Here is a 20,060-nt window from a genome sequence, read left to right on the forward strand (position 1 = left end):
ATTAACGTTATAAAATTGATTCAATCGCTGCTCGTATTACACCTAGAGTTAAGCCGATAAATGCACCTACCACAACGCCATTCACACGAATCATGTGTAAGTCGCCACCGACTTCGTTTTCAATTTTTCCAATCATTTCACGTGAGTCCCACTCATGAATGCGCTCACTCACATAGCGTATGATTTTATGGCTATATTGGTCCGTAAAGTTCATGGCAAGTCCTGTCATTTCTTTGTTGAGAACTTCACGTACTTTTACATTTTGGACAAGGTTTTCACCCAACTGCTGAATGGCAGCTCTGAGGTTCATTGCAATACCAGAGTCTTCTTTCATTAAATCTTCTTTAATGGCATCACATAAAATAGTGACAGCGCCACTAATGAAATTTAAGACTTGAGGACTATCTAGCAGCGCATCTTTGCCACTATTTAGACGTTGGCTGGCAATACTCTCAGGGTTTGCCAACTCCAGCATGAGCGAGTGGGCAATAGTTTCAATTTCCTGTCGCCATGGGTGTTCATGGTCAGCCAGCATTGATTCTACTTTTTCAACCAGTGAATCAATGGTGCGCTGCTGAACATCAATACCGATCCAGCTTGCACCTTTTGCAAGAGACCAGACGCCCAGCGCTTTAAACATTTTTCTTGTCAATTCGCGAGTTTTATCCGGATTTTGTACCACCCACTCATGCGCGATATCGAGACCACGTTGCAGTACATCTTGGTGGAAATCATTTTCCAATACTGCACGCAGCATTTCACTCGCAAGTTTATTGACTTGAGTGTTACGCACCCATTGCACACTGTTGTTTTGCACGAAATTGGCAATTTGTTCTTGGCTAACAAATTCAAAAACTTTAGGTACAGTTTGCTGAATGAGTTGTACCACTTGCGTATTGTTTTGTGGACTGGCAAGCCATTGGCCAATGGCAAGACTTAAATCGGTTTTTTCTAGGCTTCGTTCGACCACCTGAGGCGACAGGAAGTTTTCCTGCACAAATCGACCCATCGATTCGGCAATACGTGCCTTATTACGTGGAATAATTTCGGTATGATCACGCAAAAACTTAGGGATAGGAAGCTTACCAAATGGGTTTCGAAACAGAACGGTAATCGCATACCAATCTGCTAGTCCACCCACTACACCAGCTTCCGCACCTAGCATTAAAATATGAATTAAGTCTGTGTACTCTGGCAGAAAGCGATTGGCGATCAATAACCCAATCCACAGCACCACCACAATAATAAGTGCCATCGTAGCGAAATATTTGCTACGCTTCAGATTGGGTGCATGGTGTACTTCTTCTGCCATATTCATACGGTCATCCTATTCATTTTTGTTTTACTGGCGGCTCAGGTGGCGGCAACAATTCTCCTGTCGGGCTTAAACCATATTTTTGTCCGATAGATTTGAGAATTAACGTTGCATCAAAGGCATCTTGAGGAGCCTGCTTTTGATCCCGATAACATTCAATAGTATACGACACTTGAACAGGGTCGATATTGACCACTTGCGGGAAATCATAGAACGGATCATGCCAGAAACCCGGATAGCGGCGGTAGTAACCATACGGGTAAAAGCTTGGTGCAGATGGGTAAACTACAGCTTGACGCGGTGGCTTTTGGCTTTGATTACTTGGGTCGTTCAGCACTTTAAAAAAGCGGAAACCTTTTTGTACTGTAGTCTGTGCTGATTTCACCAAAGTAATTTCTTCGGCTGCTCCATAGCTCATGTTTGGATCAGCCTGAAAGCTGATTCGAAACGTTTGAGCATTTAACGGATAGGCCGAAAACTGGCCAAGCTGATCGAAAGTTTTTGGTTTGCTGGGTACAGTTGAACAAGCACTTAAAGTTATGGCAGTGCCTAAGGCTAAACAAAGAGAGAGATATTTCATGGTGAACTCCCAGCTGAGCATAAAAGAATGGATGCGTCAGCATTAAAAATAGAGAAGTCTTAAAAACTACTGTTCGGTTCTAATAAAAATTCGGTTTCCTCTGGTGTTGAGACACGTCCAAGGATGGCATTGCGATGAGGATAACGTCCAAAGCGATCTATAATCACTTTATGTTTTTTCTCAAAGCTTAAATTAATTTCATTGCCGAGGCGTTGAAATAATTTTAAAGCAAACTCATGAATCAACTTCGATTCACTATGCATAAATGGCATGTACAAAAACGAACGCTGTTCTGGGTTAAGTTGTGCATCGAGTTGCAAGCTAGTTGCTTCCTGTGATAAGGCTAAAGCAAGACCGTCATAAGCAAAAGATTCGGGTTGATCACGATAAATGTTGCGAGAAAACTGATCTAGCACAATAATCTCTGCAAGACGACCTTCTGGTGTTTTCCGCCAAGACCAAAGTTCTGCTCGAGTTGCCTGTCGATGAACTTCTGCAAATTGATCACGAATTTTTGCGTCAAAATCCTCACTTTTTGCAAACCAGAGTGAACGGTGTTCAGGTGAAAACCAGAAGTTTAAAATGTCTTGATCGTTCATGATATTGACAACTCTTTAGCAATTATTCTTCAATAAAATCACAATTCTTTCGTGTCTTAAATAACAAGATTGTGATAAAAATTGCCAAACTGAAATGATGTGATCATATCAATAGCCGTATCATGTCACGATTTTGTATATAGTGATCTTTTATAAGCGAGCAAATGCATGAGTCAACCCACTACACCATCTCAATCAGTTATTCCTGCTTGGGTGGATTCGTCGCTACTACAAGGCATGTTACGTGGAATAGAACGTGAAAGCCTACGTATGCAAAGTAATGGGTTCTTATCACAAGAGTTACATCCAAAGGCATTAGGTTCAGCTTTAACACATCCGAAAATCACCACAGATTATTCTGAAGCGTTGATGGAGTTTATTACTTCACCACGGCCAACCATTGGTGATGCCTTGCATGAGCTCACCGATATTCATGCGGTTGTGCACCGTCATTTAGAAAATGGTGAAAAGCTCTGGCCGTTGTCTATGCCATGTATGCTAGATGACAATGAAGAACGTATTCGTCTAGCTCAATATGGCACTTCTAATATTGGCCGTTTCAAGACGCTTTATCGCCGTGGTTTAGGTATTCGTTATGGTCGCCGTATGCAGACGATTTCGGGCGTACACTATAATTTATCTTTCCCTGATTCTCTTTTTTCTGCTTTGCAGGCACATGAAACTGACGAAAAATTAAAAGCACTTAGTCTGCAAGATTATCGTAGTCATCGCTATTTTGGTCTGATTCGTAACTTTATTCGTTTAACGCCACTGGTTATGTTTTTGGTGGGTGCGAGTCCATCGGTTTGCCGTTGTTTTCTGACGGGTCATGAACATCATTTGTTGCCTTTAATCAAAGGGTCATATTATTTACCGTATGCTACAGCTCTGCGTATGGGACGTTTAGGCTACCAAAACTCGGCACAAAAAAGTTTAGGCATTCACTATAACAACTTAACTGGTTATTTGGATGGTTTACAAAAAGCAGTACATTCTCCATACCCGCCATTTAGCCGTTTAGGGTTAAATGATGCCTCTGGTGAACCATTGCAAATTAATGATCATGTTTTACAAATCGAGAATGAATATTACAGTCTCGTGCGTCCAAAACAAGTTCCTCAAGCGGGTGAAACACCATCTCAGGCCTTGAAAAATCGAGGAGTGGGGTATGTTGAACTTCGTGCAGTAGACGTGAATCCATATTCGGCAATTGGGGTCAATGAAACAACAGCAGGTTTCCTTGAGGCATTAGCGCTTTATTGTTTATTAAGCGATAGTCCTGAACTGTTATGCCCTGAGCAAGATTTGATTGAGAAAAACCAGACAGAAGTGGTTAACCGTGGTCGAGCACCAAACGCAACCATTACTGATTTAAACGGGTCTTACCATATTGAAGATTGGGCACGTCAGCATATTTCTAAAATGCAGGATTGTGCTCGGTTACTCGATCAGACCTATGCAACAGATCTATACAGCTCGGCTTTAGCTGTGATGCAAGAACGTATTGATGAAGTAGATGAAACATTATCTGCTCATGTGATTGATGACACATTAAAGCATGGTGGAACCTGGAGTTTTGGTAGTCATATGGCACAGTTACATGCTGAAACTTATGAAAAGCATGAGATTAGTGCAGAGACTTTGCAATATTTTGAACAATTGGCTGTGCAATCTTTACAGCAGCAAGAACAACTTGAGCAAGATAGTCAGATCAGTTTTGATCAATATCTTGAACAATATAGATAAAAACGAGGTTTTACATGCGATTAAGTTACCGTTTGGTGAGTGGACTGCTTGTTCTGGCAAGCATTGTCGGCATGTCTTTTGCGTTGTATTTGGAACATGTAAAAGGGTTAGAGCCATGTCCGCTCTGTATTTTTCAACGTGTTGGCTTAATGGCAATGGGTTTTGTGGCGCTCATTGCATTTTTGCATAACCCAGTTTCCAATGCGATTAAACGCTTCTATGCATTTTTAGCAGGTATTGCAATTTTATGGTCAGTCGGCGTGGCAGGCCGTCATGTTTGGATACAGCATTTACCAGCAGACCAAGTACCAAGCTGTGGACCGGGTTTAAATTATTTAATCGATGCTTTACCGATGAAAGCAGTTTTACAAGAAGTGCTTTCTGGTTCAGGTGAATGTGCGGCAATTGACTGGACTTTTTTAGGCCAGTCTTTACCAATGTGGTCATTGGTTTATTTCGTTTTGCTTTTGCTGGTCTGTTTATGGCAGTTATTCCGTTTTTATCCAGTATTTAAGACTGCTAAAAAGTGAGTTTAACGCGATTAAAAAAAGCTCAACTTAAGTTGGGCTTTTTTTAATCATATTAGAATAAGTGAGAATATAAGAAAAATTGATAAAAATAACGCATAATTTTGTAGACAGATAGTTCTGTTTTTTATAAAGTGCAGCCGTTTATATATCCTTATGATTATAAAAAAATGCTTTTTAATATATTTAGTGTCTTGGAAAAAATAGGGCTAAATGCTCAGAAACGTGCTATCCATGTACAGTTTTCTAATGAACTACTCAATAACCAAATATTCTTACAACGTATAGAAGGCCAACATCAGCTGAATGGTGGCCTAATGGCAGAGTTGATTTGCCTTTCAACCAATGCCCAAATTGCATTGAAGCAATTTATTGGCGTTCAAGTCGCTGTTGATCAGGTCACAGATTCGGGCCAATTGTTCCGAACAACAGGTATTGTGACCGAAGCCAGTTATGGACAAAGTGATGGTGCTTTAACGCTTTATAAGCTGACTATAGAAGACGCGACAAATTTATGGCACAAACGCCGTAATAGTCGTGTTTTTATGAATAAAAGTATCGTAGAAATTACCGAAGTTTTATTTAAAGAGTGGCAAGAAAAAAGTCCACTGTTTGCTGCGAGTTTAAGTCTAGACTTGAGTGGGTTAAGTCAAAATTATGATATTCGACCTTTCACCATGCAGCACAATGAGTCTGACTATGACTTTCTTACGCGCTTATGGCGAAGTGAAGGCATTAGTTGGCTCATTGATGAGTCAGAGCTTTTTGTTCCACATTTTACTGCGCCCATACAAGCTCAAAAACTAAGATTAATTGATGACAATAGCCAGTATCAGGCTTTAGAGCGTCGTAGTATTCGCTATCACAGAAGCAGTGCAACCGAATATCAAGATAGTATTACTGGTTTTGTTGCAGTGCGAAGTTTGCAACCGACTGCCGTACATGTACAGCGCTGGCAACCAGATGCACTTGCACAAGAAGAGGGTAATGGTTCGGTTGTTACCACGCATACACATTCGGATAACTTTGATTCGGCCACTTTAAGTCTTGAACAAGCATGGCATGTAAGCCCCGCTTGGATGCAAGATTTAAAAGGGGAAGATCAGGCAACCGCTTCAGGCAGTAGTCAATTAGAAAAACTAAATCAGCACTTCACCGACATGCATGCGAGTCGGGCTAAATACTTTAAAGCCTATAGTAGTGTTCGCGATAGCCAAGTCGGCTATTGGTTTAACCTACGCGAACACCCTGAAATTGATCAGCACGAAGGGGCAGATCAAGAGTTCCTGATTATTGCTAAAAACTTTTATAACCAAAATAACTTGCCTAAAGATCTACATCAGCAGGTTAGCCAGTTATTAACCCAAAGTCGTTGGGATCAACATGGTTATGATGATATAGAGCGTCAAGGTAATGAGCTGACTCTAATACGCCGTCAAATCAAAACTGCCCCTGAATATAATCCAGAACAGCATCGGCCAATAGCCTACCCACAAAGAGCGAAAGTCGTGGGACCTGAGGGAGAAACTATTCATGTCGATGAATGGGGACGCATTAAAGTACGTTTTCTATTTACTCGTAGTGATGATCATGGCCATGATGGTGGCGCAGGTAGTAATGACAATGATACCGACTCGGCTTGGGTGGATGTACTGACTCCTTGGGCAGGAGAAGGCTATGGTGCACGTTTCTTGCCGCGTATTGGAGAAGTGGTTGTTATTGACTTTTTTGACGGCAACATTGACCGTCCATTTGTGACTGGGCGCATCCATGAAGCGCAGCGCTCACCAACCAAGTTCGATGTAAAAGGGCAACTTCCTGCAACTAAAAAACTGAGTGGGATTCGCAGTCAGGAAATCAATGGAAGTGGCTTCAACCAATTACGTTTTGATGATACAACCGGACAAATCAGTACCCAACTCCAAAGTAGCCATGCAGCAACACAGCTGAATTTGGGTAATTTAAGCCATCCGAAAGAACAAGAGACGAGCCAAGGCCGTGGTGAAGGCTTTGAACTGAGAACAGACGCTTGGGGAGCTGTACGTGCAGGTAAAGGCATGCTCATTAGTACCTATGCACAAGAGCAGGCGATTGCAGACCATTTAGAGGCTGCACAAGCACAATCTTTACTTTCACAAGGCTATGAAAGCATGAAAATGCTCAGTGAAGTTGCAGCCAAGCAACAAACTGATGCTTTGAACGTGATTAATCGCTTACCTAAATTTATCCAGTCGCTTGAGCTAAAAACCACAGGACAGGCATTAAATAGTACGATAAATCTATTTAAAGAAGGCATTAATAACGATCCTATTCACGCTTTAAAAGACTGTGGCGGCTTTATTCAAGACATTGGTGCACTAGGTGGAAATGCAAAAGGCGTTGTAGATGAATTTAATGCTTTCTTTACCGATGCCAAAGATGCGGTAGAAAATTTAAAAGCGTTCATCGAAAACGTTGAAGAACATGGTGCCGACATCGTTAAAGGTAAACTTGCCAGCATTAAAGACCGCATTCATAAAAATCCATTTGAAAGCATTCAAGAGGTCGGAAAAGTCTTAGCCAATGTTGAGACTAAAGACTTTGACATGATGAGTGTATGTGGCACTTTTAGTAAAGGCAGTAAATTGGAAGTATCACCTTCTAAAGCATTGAGTTCTTTACAAGGCTTTATGGAGGGTTATACCCAAGGTTTAGAAAGTAGTTCCGATACTAAACAGCAAGAACAAGGCAAAATCTTTAGACAGGCCTTGATGTTATTAGCATCGCCAAATGGCATTGCGTTGACGACACCTGAAAATATTATTCTGCAAGCTTCGCAAGATATTGCCGAAAGTGCCAGCGGTTCAATTAATTTGAGTGCACAGAAAAATATTATTGGGCATGCACAAGACAAAATTAGTTTGTTTGCCGCTCAAAAAGGTTTGCGTGCTTATGCAGCAAAAGGAAAGCTCGAACTACAAGCGCAAGATGATGCTATTGAAGCAATTGCGAGAAAAGTGATTAAAATAATTTCGACAGAGGATAAAATCGAGCTTAGTAGTGCGAAAGAAATTGATATTAAAGCGGGAGGTAGCCAGCTTATTGTGAATGGAAATGGAGTGTTCATAAAAACAGGTGGTAAGTTCGAAAGTAAAGCTGGACAGCATATTTTTTTAGGCGGCGAAAATATTTCTATACCCAAGTATGATTTACCAAAGATAGAAAAAAATAGATTTAGTTTGAGATTTGCTCCTTTTGGTAATGATATTAACTTTGATTTAATGGGATTCATTAATCAACCTTACAAAATTATTAATAAAGAAAGCGGAGAAATACTTTCAAGCGGGATTATCACTGGAAAAAAATTGCCACGAGTTTTTAGTGATAGTGAAGATGAGGTTGAATTGTCGATTAGTGAGGAATCATGGAAACTCGATGTTCAAGTATTGTCTCCTAGTGAAGAAAAAAACTTTGAAGATGAGGTTGAAGATGTAGAAAATTTATATTGCGAATTTGATGATGATAATACTGAACATGGTTTTCTTGACTCAGATTTAATAAATTCAATAATAAATAAGTAGGAATTAAGTATGACAAAATTTATTAAAGCTTCACATGATAGACCGACATTAACTGTTCAATATATTGGAGATGATGGAAAAATTTTATTAAGAACAGGGGGGACAATTGCGTGGAGATTTAACAACCCAGGAAATGTAAGACCAAAAAATAACGGAATGTATCCAGGTCAAATTGGTACTGGGAATACGAAAAGTGGAAACTTTGCTATTTTTGAAAGCTATGAAGTAGGTAGGCGTGAAAAAAAAGCTTTACTCAGACGTAAATATAATAATTATTCATTAAAAGATGCTTTATATATTTACGCACCACCTGAAGAAAATGATACGGAAGCATATATTGCTTATTTGGTAAAACATACAGGATTTACGCGTTCAACTGTATTATCATCATTAGATGATAAAGGAATTGAAAAATTAATGGATGCTATGGAGCGTAAGGAGGGCTACTATAATACAAATACACAGCCACCCCGTTCTGATAAATGGATTAGTACCACTACCGTAAATGTTAGCAATGGCTCTAGTCCATTAGCTGATCAAAAAATTATAGTTAGTCATAATGATAAAAAGAAAGAATATGTCACCAATAAAAATGGAAATTTGCCACCAATTCCCCATGCTAAACAAGGGGATAAAATATTTTTTAGTACTATAGTAGATGGTTGTGAAAAATTAATTGGAGAGGTTGCGACTTCCGCTGAATCTCAAGTGGTTAGCTTGGTTAATAATGCAGCCCGTTTTACTAGTAAATTAATGCCTCAAAATGGTTCTTTTAGTGCAAAAAAAGATGATATACCACGAATTGAGTATATTGTTGTCAATGGAGATGTGCTATCAAAAATAGCAAAGCGTTTTCGTGTTACCGCACAACAAATACAACAATGGAATAATATAAAAAATGCGAATGAAATTTATGCAGGACAAACACTTGCAATAGGGTATTTTGCAAAAAAAAGTAATGAGCAACAAAAAGGTAAAAATAGAAATAGTTCTGTAGGTATTTATAAAGTTAAGTCTGGTGATACAATTTCTAAGATTTGTAAATTGAAAGGTATCTCAATTGAAAGCTTTATGAAAGTAAATCCAAAAATTAAAGAAAGAGATACGATTTTTGCTGGTCAAATAGTTACAATACCAACATCTATTTCTAGTACTCATACTAAGCCAAAAAGTACAATAACAAAACAAGCCACTCATACTACTTCTAATTTAAGTAGTAATATTCAAAATGTTACAAGAAGTAAGTCAGGAACAGGAGAGGGACTAGCGATTTTACCTGTAAGTAATCGAGAAGCTCCTTGGATGCCCATTGTAATTCGTGAATTAAAGCAATGGTATGGTAAAAGAGAGGGGGTGATTACTAAGCAAGATAACTATCATATATTGACAGGTAGTCAAATCAATACGTTGGTTGGTTCAAATCAAGCGTGGTGCGCATCGTTTGCAAATTATTGTTTACAAGAAGCAAAATATGCAAAATCATCTCAGCCAGCGAGTGCATTAAGCTTTCGCCGTGATACAAAAAATTTTGTTAAAATTACAAAGCCTATTTTTGGCGCATTGGCTACTATCCCCACTTCTTCTGGAGCTAATCCAGAAGCTAGCTCTGGTTTAGGTCATGTTGGTTTTGTTTATTGTTTAGATAAAACAGCTGGACGATTTCTTATAATAGGTGGAAATCAGGATGATCAAATCACAATTGCAAGTAAATCCATATCAGCTTATCGATTCTACATACCAAAAGCTTATCAAGAATTTGCAAAATCTCAAGTTTTGGAAAAGAAAATGTCAGTTGATGATCTATATGGAGCTCTTGGGCTAAAAGCAGTGCGTACAGGAAATGCTACAAGGTAAAATTAGGATATATTTATGAAATTTAGTGTTATTTGCGTATTATCTTCCCTATTTTTGTTAAGTGGTTGTTCACAATCAGAAACTCACAGTATTAACTTAAATGAAGAGTCTAAGCAAAAAAAAGAAACTCGTGATGCAAGTGTCAGTTCACCTATCTTGTATATGAAAAATGCAGAATCCTCCGGCCAAGAAATTACAACAAAAGAGCAGGCAGAGTTTTATCGGATTTTGTTGAAGAAGTTAGATGGAAACAGATTTTTAGTTCAGGATTTTTATATTACAGGGAAAAAACAAACAGATCCCTATATCTTAACTGATGGTAAATTAGATTATGTTTATAATGAACAAGCCGATACATCATATTATCCAAGAGAAGGTTCAAGAGTTGTATGGTATGAATCTGGAGATAAAGCAGCGGAGACGGAATATCATGAACATAAAGAAAATGGGTTATGGCGTGTTTGGTATGAAAATGGGAATTTAAAGGAAGAAACAAATTATAAAGCAGGTAAAATAAATGGAATCACTAAAACTTGGAATGAAGATGGGCAATTAACAGGGGAGTGTAGTTATAAAAATGGTTTAGAGGATGGCCGATGTTATGAAAAATATACAATGAACCCTCAAGCATTTATTTATGATGGTACTTATAAAAAAGGAGTTAAAGTGGGTGAGTGGAAAGAGTGGGATGAGGATGGTAAATTGGTAAAAGTAGAGAACCATGATGATTAATTTAAAACTAAACGCATTTTTTTTTGTTCTAGTAGCAAACGTCATATTTTTATCGCAAGCAATTGCGAGTGAAAACTCTACAATTCTAAGCGGTTATATACTCAACAAAAAAAGTATAGATGAGCAAAATAAAGTACATCCTTATGATGTAGTTTTATTACCTGTCGCTCAAAATTTTTATTTAAAAGAAGAAGATGAGGAATATAAAAAGATAAAAGAGATCCAATTGAACTATTTAGATAAAAAATATAAAATCGAATATAAAAAGCCAGTAAAAATAATATGTAAAAATTTATATTCAGCTGATTCAATGTTTCATTATACTAATTTAATTTGTGTGGTTGATAAAATAAGTTATATAAAGTAGTAATTTGATATAATTTCGATGAGAATAATACCATTTTCTTTTAAATAGTGAAGATAAATGGTATTTAATTAATTTGAGTTTTATACATGAAAAATTTAAATTTTAATATATGGTAGTGATATGCTATGTGTTTGTAATTTATTTAAATATTCCTAAAAAATAAACTTATTGACATTAAATTTAATTTTTATAAAATTTATAAACAATATGTAAGTTTGTTGTATTTAACTTTAATTAATTTGTATTGTTTAAATATAAAAACTGTAAAATGTATAAAGATATTAAAGGAATATAGTGCAAATATATATTAATAAGCTTTCTAATATTTTTTTAGTCTCGAGTTTGAGTATCTGCTCAAATGCTGCAGATTATAAACCATAACGGTTAGATGAGAAAACAATATATAGTAATAGTAAATATAGTCTAAACAATTTATATTCTGTCATAAAAAAACTATACTGAAGAGTTAATTATATAATATGAATAAGTTAACTAACACCTACAAAGATACTCATCTTCATTTTCAGCTAGAAGTATATTTTTTTTAGAGGTAGAATTAGACGAAAGATTTCCCAATAGCATTATAAATGTAAATTTGCCGTATTAATTTTGAGGTACTTATGAAAAATCTAAATTCTTTTGCAATGGTGATAGCTTGTAGTGTATCTTTCAATATTTGTTATGCAAAAGACAATAGCGAGTGGAACGATTATTTACAAGATTCTACCCAAATAAATTCACCTATAGAATATATAGATTCTTATAATAAATATACAGTTATAAATCCTAATTTAAAAATTAAATTAGTAGATTTTGGTAATATTAGTAAAACTAAAAAAGATATTAAATATTCTTTAAAAAAATATGGAGTTCAAATTTTAAATCGGAAAGAGGTATATAATATTTTTGAAGGTAAAGTTCCTTTAAAATCTAATGTTGACTTTACATTGTTATACAATGATAAAAATATTGTGGTTTTTAGAATTCGGGAAAATAGTAATATAGATTATGTGAAAGAACCATATAAAAATTTTACTGCAAATGCATATTTTTATAATTTGATAAATAATAAATTTATTGAAGTACCAGTTTTGAATTCAGATAGTGAGGATAAAAGTAAGTCGACCGATATCTTACAAGGAGATCAGTTAACATATGATTCAAAAAAAGGACAATATATTTATCTAGCAAATATAAAATCTTATAAAACAGGAAAAACTCAATCTATAAAAACTATTTTTAATAGTAATTTAAAGTGTATTTCATCTACTTTAGGATGTGAGACAATAGGGGTTCTTCCTGCTACAAAAGCTAATTAGTGTAAAAAGCCCAACATAAGTTGGGTTTTTCCAATATCTTTTAAATCTTTAAGTACATACAAGGTCTGCTATCAATTATAAATTTCAAAATGATTTAAGCTTTAAAAGATAGCTTTATGTGAATCTGGAACTTTTTAGTAAAGGTAGTAAATTGAAAGTATCACCTTCTAAATCATTGAGTTCTTTTAAAAGCTTTATAGAGGGTTATACCCAAGGCTTAGAAAGTAGTGCAGATGCGCACAACAAGAACAAGACAAAATTAGTTTGTTTGCTGTACAAAAGGGTTTACGGGCTTATGCAGCAAAAAGAAAGCTCGAGCTGCAAGCATGAGATGATGCTATTAAAGCAATTGCTAAGAAAGTCATCAAACTAATTTCTTCTACTGAAGAAAAAATGAGCTTACAAGTCTTAAAGAAATTGTATTAACAGCAGGTGGGGCACAGCTTAAAATTAATGCTAATGGTGTATTTTTAATAATAAGTATAAAAGTAAAGCTGGGCAGCATTTGTTTACGATTAGGGGAATAGTAAATGCTGAGTTGTTAAAAATAATTGAGAGTGAAGTTTTTAGTCGAGATTTAAATATAATGATATTTGCAATTTAGAAAATTTAAAAGATTAAATTAGATTTAAAATCATGAAAAAATAATAAGAAATATATCGGGATGTTGTCTAAAATTCAATTTATGAGTAGTAGTAATAATAAAATTATTATAAAATCAAAGGGGTAAATGAAGTGCCTTATAATTATAATATAGGGTAGGTAATGGAATTCAAAATCAGCTTAAAGAAGCTTTAGATAGTGAATATAAAGGTGTCTTAAAAGATAAATCTAATCAATTTGGAGTAAAAATGAAACGTAGTCTAATATTGCTACTGAGCACATTTATCTCAATACAAGCTTTTGCTGAAGACAACGCATGTGAAAAAATTTGGGATAGTTTCAAGCATAAGAATGAAAGTATCAAAATTGATAAAGTTACTGTCCTATGTAAACAAATTTGGGAAGATACTAATAAAGCAAGATTAGTAAAGACTGTTGGCTTAAATCCAAAAGATGCTCAATGGATGTCAACAGGGGAGTGTCAAATTATTGAAGTTAATAAAAATAAATATCAAGTTTATTATGCTTATCTAAAAAATGACCATAGTGATATAAGTATTATTAATGATAATAAGGGCAATTATTTTTCATATTTCAGAAATTTAGGCCGCTATGATATATTTGAAGATAAGTTTTTTCCAACAAAAAAAGCAAATAAAAATGGTGTGGAGTTAAGTTGTCCTGGTTTGGGGAGTTTTGAGGAATTAAAACCTATTTTAAGCTCATATATCAGTAATAAAAAAATTGATATTAAGCGATTTAGTTTTGAGGACTTAAATAAATAAAAATAGTAAATCTATAAATCAAAAATCATATCCATTAACGCGATATAGAGCTGGATTGGACACATTGATATTAATTCTTTATTAAATTTTTTGTAGCATCCTGCTAAACAAATTCAGATCATTGGAGAATGAATAGAACCTATTTGCAAACGATTAAGAAATAAAAGCTTTAATGGATACTATAGGAGAATAATAAGTAGAATTGAAATTACTGAATCGGATACTACTCAAGCATTCCTACTATTAAAAAAGGTGATATGGGAAGATAGAGGGTCAGAGTATGATGTCATTGATTATTCCAGTGCGTGCATTCATATATTCTCAGTTATTATCCTGTGTGCTGTTGTAGGTAGAACTAAAATTTCATTATGGCGAATATTTGTAAAGCCAATCCTCAATCTATTTCCAGTGGTAAAAGTGAGTTAATCAGAGCAGTTCATATTCGCTTAGCAAGTTTTGGTGGAGTATTACTAAAAGATGAATTTACAAAGCTAACTGTAAAATGTATTAAACAATTCCAATGGGATTATAGGGAAGCAGATATTTAAAAGATTTATGGTTCTGTTCTGACTGTTTTATATAAACTCAGAGATGAATAGAAAATAACTTGTTCTTTTTATTCAGTGGAATAACATTGTAGGAAATATTCAAGTTTTGGCCGTAGTAGATTTACACCCTGCCGTTAGTATAATTATTAACTAAATAAAAAAACCTATAATTTATCACCAAATGATACTACAAGAATGTTTACTGTTGCTAAGTACTAAATATTATTCTAGGACCTATGCGAGAAGCTAAATTTAAGTTGGTCTAACTGGAAAAGAAAAGTTTAATACCAATTTACAAGAGCGGATTTTCCGGGAATATTTGATACCTTCAAAGAGACCAACTTTAGGTGCATTTGTATTAGATGGGAAAGGTACCCAATATGAAGCTTCAAAAGAATGGGCATCAATAGCTACACCTCATGGATTGAAAATTGGTAAAAAGAATGTTGTCTATGTTTCAGATGGAACAAAATCTTTTTATGAAAGTAAGGCCAATCATGCAAATATGGGCTCTACAAAAATGGTTAAAGAAATTTTGGAAAAAATTTTGAAATATCATCAACAACATCAAAAGTGAGATGAACAGTGAAAAGACTAATATACGTATTATTATCTGCAATAGGCCTTACAGTAGGTTGTAATGCTAAATCAGTAGAGCCAAAAAACCTGAAGACTATTAAAGTTGAGCCTTGTGGTTTTGATTATGATGTGGATAACTATTATTGTAAAAAAGATAAACTAAAAATTTTTGAAAATAATATTGGTATGCAGCCAGATTTTAACAAAGATTATTCTGTAATAAAGATTGAGGATGGTAAATATTATAGATTGGCTGTATTAAACCAAAAAAATTATGTGGTTTATCCTCTAAATTATCAAATAAGTAAAAATAAAGCTAACTTTAATTATTCTGTTGAAAAAGATGAATTGTGTATAGCTGGAGATTTATACTCTTATAGAGATACATATTTAAATTCAAAAGCATGTTTTAAAATTATTGATGATGCTTTTGTAAAGGTTAGTATTGTAGAAAATATAAATCAAAAAACTAATAATAAGTCACTAGTTTATTTAAAAACTCCAATTTCCTCAGATTTTTTCTCCAAATGTAACGAGAAAAACTCAGCTAAGAAATGCACGCAACTTGAAAATTCTAATAATCGGGCTTACTCTTTCTCTGAATTAGAAAAAATATCTCCCGATTTTATAAATATACTTAAGGACACAAAAGTAGATTCGTTAAATGTAAATACATTTAGATTCCTTCCTCAATTCAAAGATAGCTTTTATTCTATTGCTGAAAAATATATTGATACAGATGAAAGTTCTAGTTCTGAATTTTATTTAATAAAAATAAAGCCTGATTTAAAAGTAGAGAAAATAGGAGATTATTACTCAATTGATAGTTCAGGAGTGATAACTTATAAAGATGAAAATGGTAAAATTTTAAAGAAAAATTTAAAATAAGAATTGTCTTAAAAATTAGACTAATATATTCTTTTATTGTACCCCAATAGATTTGGGGTACAGATAGAAATTTTTAACGAAAATTTTGAGAATATTAGTTATATTTTTTATTGTTACATAAATGTCAAAGTATTTTTTGCAAGGAAGATATTCAAAGAGTAAATATTTCTCCTATTAGTTTCAAAAAATGTAAATAAAAAATGTTGCGATGTTTTTATAATTTTTCTTGTAAAATAAGATATCAGCTTAGGTATAATTTATGAAATACAAATTATTTACATTTATTTTTCTATCCTTTTTCTTTAGTGTTACAAATGCAAGTAACGATGAGAAATGTTTTGAAGACTCAAAAAGTTTAATCACAAACTTATATAAAAACTATCCTGTGGATGGAAATAAAATTATTGAGAGTGCTGATAGAAAAACTATTTCTAGGTTTTTTTCTAATCAATTAACAAATATGTTAGTAAAAGATTATACTTGTAGAAGTAATCTAAATGGTGTATGCAATATAGATTTTAATATTTTAAGTAATGCACAAGATGATATAGGTAAATTTAGTATACTACAAGCTACAGATAATATTGTTACTGTTAAATTTAATACGCCTACACATGGTGAGTTTATTGATTTTTTGATAGAAAATAAAGGTAAATGTAAGCTTATTAAGAATATAAAATACGATAATAATACTAATTTGATTAAAATTTTGCAGCAATAATATTTGTTTCTATTTAGTGAGAATACTAGTGTAATATATAAATTATGGTTGGGAAAAACAAGAAGCTTTAATATATTAGTGATGTTGTTGTAAATTTTTTATAAAATAGAAATTTGTCTGAATTTTGATTTTTATTGAAGGTACATATAGTGAGAAATAGTTTCACTAAGTTTTCTAATATTTTATTAGTCTCTAGTTTGAGTATCTATTCAAATGCTGCAGATTATAAACCACAACGGTTAGATGAGAAAACAATATATAGTAATAGTGAGCATGATCTGAATAGTATATATTCAGATATAAAAAGCTATATCAGTGATAATAAAAATGAAGTTAAGTATCTGGTAGATACTCAACGTTCTTGGTTGAAAGATAGAAATTTAAAATGTAAATTTAATGGGAAAGAAGCAAGTAGTGAAAACTATAAATGTTTAAGTGATTTTAATAGTTCTAAAATAAAAGATTTGAAAAAGTTATATTTGGACCTTGATAGTTTAGAGGGAAACCTAATAAAACCATTTAAATACACAGATGGTATTGTGAAAGAGTTAGAAACAGGTGGATGTTATTGTAGTGAAAGTACAATTAAAATTTTAAAAAACAAAATTTATATATATCAAGCTTGTGATCAAGGGTTAAAGGAGGCACGTATATATAATATTGTTGGTAAGAAAAAAGATGAATTTTCTATAGAATATCAAATTGATACGAATAATAATAAAGTTCCAGAATTTAGTTTGGTATTTGTTACTATCGGTAAAAATGTTTGGAATATAGTTCCTAAAATCTTTAGAAAAGTAGATTTAATAAATTTGAATTTTGCAATTAATTATACAACAGATAATAATCTTAAAGAGACGAAGCTAGCATGTTCAATTGACTGATATAAATTTTAAATTTAAAGACTAATATTTTTGTAAACTGAGAAAACCGCATGTTTAAATTTTTTATAATTAGTATATTAGCTTGGGCGAATGCTGCTAATGCTGAGTTTAATATAGAAAATAATCAAGATCAGCCAGTAAATGTCAAATTAGGGTATCGGAGTGTTTTAAATTCTTCCTTTATATATACTGATGTCAGCAAAAATGTAGATTTGAAAAAAATATCATTACTGTTCCATATGGCGAAGTTACAGTTTTACTAAATCCGGTTTTGAATAATAATAATGAAATAAAAGGAAAGAATTATTACTTTATAAGCTATCAACCTACAATTCTATTAGGGGAAAGTCAATATAAACTTCCTTTTGTTATTTCAGATGTTGGAGCAATTGGTACTAGTATTATTTATAATGATAATAATATTTCTATTTTTTCAATTGAAAGTTATACAAATCCTGTGTCCAATAATAATTTAAAAAAATTTAAAAGTGATATATATGTATTTAATAAAAAAAGTATAGGGATATACAATCCATCATTTTTATCAATAAATGTTAAATTAAGAAGTTTAAATGATGCTTCAATAAAATTTACAAAATTATCATCCATAAAGTATAATAAAAAAGATAAGTCATATCAAATAGTATATGACTTTCAAAAACTAACTGAAGATTTTGCTTCAACTGGAAAAGTTAATTATGAGAAATTTCCAATTCAATATTCTTTTTCCTTAATTCCTGATAAAAATAAACCTTTTTTAATTAAAGATATTGTTGAAAAGAGAAAGGGTGAGAAAAATATTGTTTCAAAAATTGAAAATAATGATATGTATTTATATTTTTTGAAATAGAGATTATTTTATATAAATTATTTTACTGCTTTTTAAATAATTGGTAATATTGAAAATATTTTCTTATTAATAAAAGTTAATACCGAATGAATAAATATCTTAAATTTATAGTTTTTACTGCTTTCATGATTGGATCTATTGAGGCTTTACATGCTGACTTTGGTCTTATTCAAGATAAGGATGGGTATGTGAATGTAAGGGAAAATTCAAGTTTAAGTTCGAAAGTTACATCTAAATTAAATAATAATGAAATTGTTTCTTGTGTGATGGATGAAGAGACTAATAATTTTTGTTTAGTTAATGCAAGTAATGGTGCAACAGGATTTGTCTATAAAAATAGAATAAATAATTTTAGTGGTTACACTTCTATTAAGCTATCTCAATATTCTAGAGAAAAGGTTATCTATAGTGATAAAAATATAATTGTAGAAGTGTATGCAAAAAAAGCTATTTCGGATCCTAAACTGTATAAAACTTTCAAAGGTAAATATAAATATTTTAATAATAAAAAGTTTTTTGGGACAGATGGTAGTCTACCTGACAATAATTTTTTACAACTTGATAAAATTATTGTTAAAGAAAAAGATAACAGAATAGAAATCAGTAGAACTGAGCTCGAGCAATATTTTTTCCCTAAAGATGGTATCGATGAGGGCAAGAACGAGCTTGCTGATTTTAAAATATATTACTTAAATAATAATATTTTTATTTTAAATACTTTTAATAATGGTGGTGCAGCAGCATATAATATCGTTTTAAATATAAAAAATGGAAAACTAGTTGCCAATAAAGCTTGGAAAGTTGAAATTTGATAATATTCATATAGTAAAGTTAGGAATGGCTATAAATATTAATTTCATTAGTGATGTGAGAAAATAGAAGTGATTTATAAAAAATTAGTTTTTGTATTTTTAGTAGGTTTTAGCTTATCTACTATTCAATATCTAATTGAAGGAGCTTATGCAAATTCTTTTGAAATACAGAAAGTAAATAATAGCCAATTCATTGAATCTGCTGAAAAAATTAGAAAAATAAAAAAGGATTTAGATAATAAAATTTATTTATTATTAGATTCTGATGAGGGCTGTATAATAAGTGAAAAACCTCTTAATAAGGATATCGTAATTATCTATAAAGAGGACAAAAAATTTAAATATGATGTTGCGAATCCAATATTGAAAAAAGATAGTAGTGATTGTGTTTCAGAATTAGCTTTTGTTACAGATGAGCCTAATTATTTTTATAATATTAATAAAAGAAGTAAGGAGTTAGTTCGTGGTTATGGTTTTGAATTAAGTAAGGATCAGATTCTATATAAAAATAATAAAATTAGAGGAGTTGATTTGATAGGGGATGGAATTCCTAATATTGTAACTGAATGTTTTTCAAATGAAGGGGCACATTTTAATATTTTGGGAGGGCATAATAATGAAGAAAAATTGTTACATCGTTATACTTACCTAGATATGAACTTACAAGCCTCGTGTACTGAAAATGAAGAAATATATAGTAAAGGTTTGTTAGATTTAAGAAATAAATATAGAGAAAATTAATGAAAAGTATCTGATAATATTAGCGATAAATGAAAATTTAATTTAAATAG

Annotated in this window: 18 protein-coding genes and 3 pseudogenes; 18 read left to right on the forward strand and 3 right to left on the reverse strand. The window is 32.7% G+C overall.

Annotated elements, in window-relative coordinates; all coding sequences use genetic code 11:
• Positions 1-7 precede the first annotated feature (7 nt).
• Genes MKL36_RS17375 through MKL36_RS17385 form a run of 3 tightly spaced genes read right to left on the reverse strand, consistent with a single transcriptional unit; the run spans position 8 to position 2,494 of the window.
• Positions 8-1,318 carry a DUF445 domain-containing protein gene (locus tag MKL36_RS17375; protein WP_001055481.1) on the reverse strand — a complete coding sequence of 437 codons (1,311 nt, stop codon included), beginning with the start codon at positions 1,316-1,318 and terminating at the stop codon, positions 8-10.
• Positions 1,319-1,331: 13 nt separating this feature from the next.
• Entirely contained in the window at positions 1,332-1,895 is a 564-nt protein-coding gene (locus MKL36_RS17380) for a CC0125/CC1285 family lipoprotein (protein ID WP_000876371.1), read from the reverse strand.
• A 59-nt stretch (positions 1,896-1,954) separates the two neighbouring features.
• A complete protein-coding gene (locus MKL36_RS17385; RefSeq protein WP_021510231.1) occupies positions 1,955-2,494 on the reverse strand; it encodes a DUF924 family protein in 540 nt (179 codons plus the stop codon).
• A 168-nt stretch (positions 2,495-2,662) separates the two neighbouring features.
• Between MKL36_RS17385 and gshA the strand changes: the two genes are divergently transcribed.
• From gshA to MKL36_RS17475, 18 genes and pseudogenes are all read left to right on the forward strand, one after another.
• Positions 2,663-4,240 carry a glutamate--cysteine ligase gene (gshA, locus tag MKL36_RS17390; protein WP_021510230.1) on the forward strand — a complete coding sequence of 526 codons (1,578 nt, stop codon included), beginning with the start codon at positions 2,663-2,665 and terminating at the stop codon, positions 4,238-4,240.
• 14 nt (positions 4,241-4,254) lie between these two features.
• A complete protein-coding gene (locus MKL36_RS17395; RefSeq protein WP_001240033.1) occupies positions 4,255-4,770 on the forward strand; it encodes a disulfide bond formation protein B in 516 nt (171 codons plus the stop codon).
• Between the two features lie 167 nt (positions 4,771-4,937).
• Entirely contained in the window at positions 4,938-8,327 is a 3,390-nt protein-coding gene (locus MKL36_RS17400) for a type VI secretion system Vgr family protein (RefSeq protein WP_032061094.1), read from the forward strand.
• A gap of 9 nt (positions 8,328-8,336) precedes the next feature.
• Positions 8,337-10,181: a LysM peptidoglycan-binding domain-containing protein gene (locus MKL36_RS17405; RefSeq protein WP_004910041.1), complete on the forward strand. Its 1,845-nt coding sequence runs from the start codon at positions 8,337-8,339 to the stop codon at positions 10,179-10,181.
• Between the two features lie 15 nt (positions 10,182-10,196).
• On the forward strand, positions 10,197-10,913 hold the full coding sequence (locus MKL36_RS17410) for a hypothetical protein (RefSeq protein WP_004910037.1): 717 nt from the start codon (positions 10,197-10,199) through the stop codon (positions 10,911-10,913).
• Positions 10,903-11,280 carry a hypothetical protein gene (locus MKL36_RS17415; RefSeq protein ID WP_227521665.1) on the forward strand — a complete coding sequence of 126 codons (378 nt, stop codon included), beginning with the start codon at positions 10,903-10,905 and terminating at the stop codon, positions 11,278-11,280. Before MKL36_RS17410 ends, MKL36_RS17415 begins: the two co-directional genes overlap by 11 nt.
• 294 nt (positions 11,281-11,574) lie before the next feature.
• Positions 11,575-11,730: pseudogene (locus MKL36_RS17420) on the forward strand (lysozyme inhibitor LprI family protein); the annotation flags it as partial.
• A gap of 170 nt (positions 11,731-11,900) precedes the next feature.
• Positions 11,901-12,599 carry a hypothetical protein gene (locus tag MKL36_RS17425; RefSeq protein ID WP_021510227.1) on the forward strand — a complete coding sequence of 233 codons (699 nt, stop codon included), beginning with the start codon at positions 11,901-11,903 and terminating at the stop codon, positions 12,597-12,599.
• Positions 12,600-12,732: 133 nt separating this feature from the next.
• Positions 12,733-13,203 (forward strand): annotated as a pseudogene (locus MKL36_RS17430) (DUF2345 domain-containing protein); the annotation flags it as partial.
• A 247-nt stretch (positions 13,204-13,450) separates the two neighbouring features.
• Positions 13,451-13,987: a hypothetical protein gene (locus MKL36_RS17435; RefSeq protein ID WP_005109249.1), complete on the forward strand. Its 537-nt coding sequence runs from the start codon at positions 13,451-13,453 to the stop codon at positions 13,985-13,987.
• Positions 13,988-14,355: 368 nt separating this feature from the next.
• Positions 14,356-14,535 (forward strand): hypothetical protein, encoded by a 180-nt coding sequence (locus MKL36_RS17440; protein WP_005109250.1) that lies wholly within the window; start codon positions 14,356-14,358, stop codon positions 14,533-14,535.
• Between the two features lie 319 nt (positions 14,536-14,854).
• A complete protein-coding gene (locus MKL36_RS17445; protein WP_021510226.1) occupies positions 14,855-15,112 on the forward strand; it encodes a hypothetical protein in 258 nt (85 codons plus the stop codon).
• Positions 15,113-15,120: 8 nt separating this feature from the next.
• Positions 15,121-16,002, forward strand: a complete 882-nt coding sequence (locus MKL36_RS17450; protein ID WP_005109254.1) for a hypothetical protein — start codon at positions 15,121-15,123, stop codon at positions 16,000-16,002.
• 259 nt (positions 16,003-16,261) lie between these two features.
• Positions 16,262-16,723: a hypothetical protein gene (locus MKL36_RS17455; RefSeq protein WP_021510225.1), complete on the forward strand. Its 462-nt coding sequence runs from the start codon at positions 16,262-16,264 to the stop codon at positions 16,721-16,723.
• Between the two features lie 149 nt (positions 16,724-16,872).
• Positions 16,873-17,607, forward strand: coding sequence for a lysozyme inhibitor LprI family protein (locus MKL36_RS17460; RefSeq protein ID WP_021510224.1), 735 nt, complete (start codon positions 16,873-16,875; stop codon positions 17,605-17,607).
• A 50-nt stretch (positions 17,608-17,657) separates the two neighbouring features.
• Positions 17,658-18,457: pseudogene (locus MKL36_RS17465) on the forward strand (hypothetical protein).
• Positions 18,458-18,543: 86 nt separating this feature from the next.
• Entirely contained in the window at positions 18,544-19,269 is a 726-nt protein-coding gene (locus MKL36_RS17470; protein ID WP_005109259.1) for an SH3 domain-containing protein, read from the forward strand.
• A 69-nt stretch (positions 19,270-19,338) separates the two neighbouring features.
• Positions 19,339-20,010, forward strand: a complete 672-nt coding sequence (locus tag MKL36_RS17475; RefSeq protein ID WP_021510221.1) for a hypothetical protein — start codon at positions 19,339-19,341, stop codon at positions 20,008-20,010.
• Positions 20,011-20,060: the final 50 nt, after the last annotated feature.

It is taken from the genome of Acinetobacter sp. AOR12_HL, assembly GCF_027855275.1.
Taxonomy (GTDB): Bacteria; Pseudomonadota; Gammaproteobacteria; order Pseudomonadales; family Moraxellaceae; genus Acinetobacter; species Acinetobacter baumannii.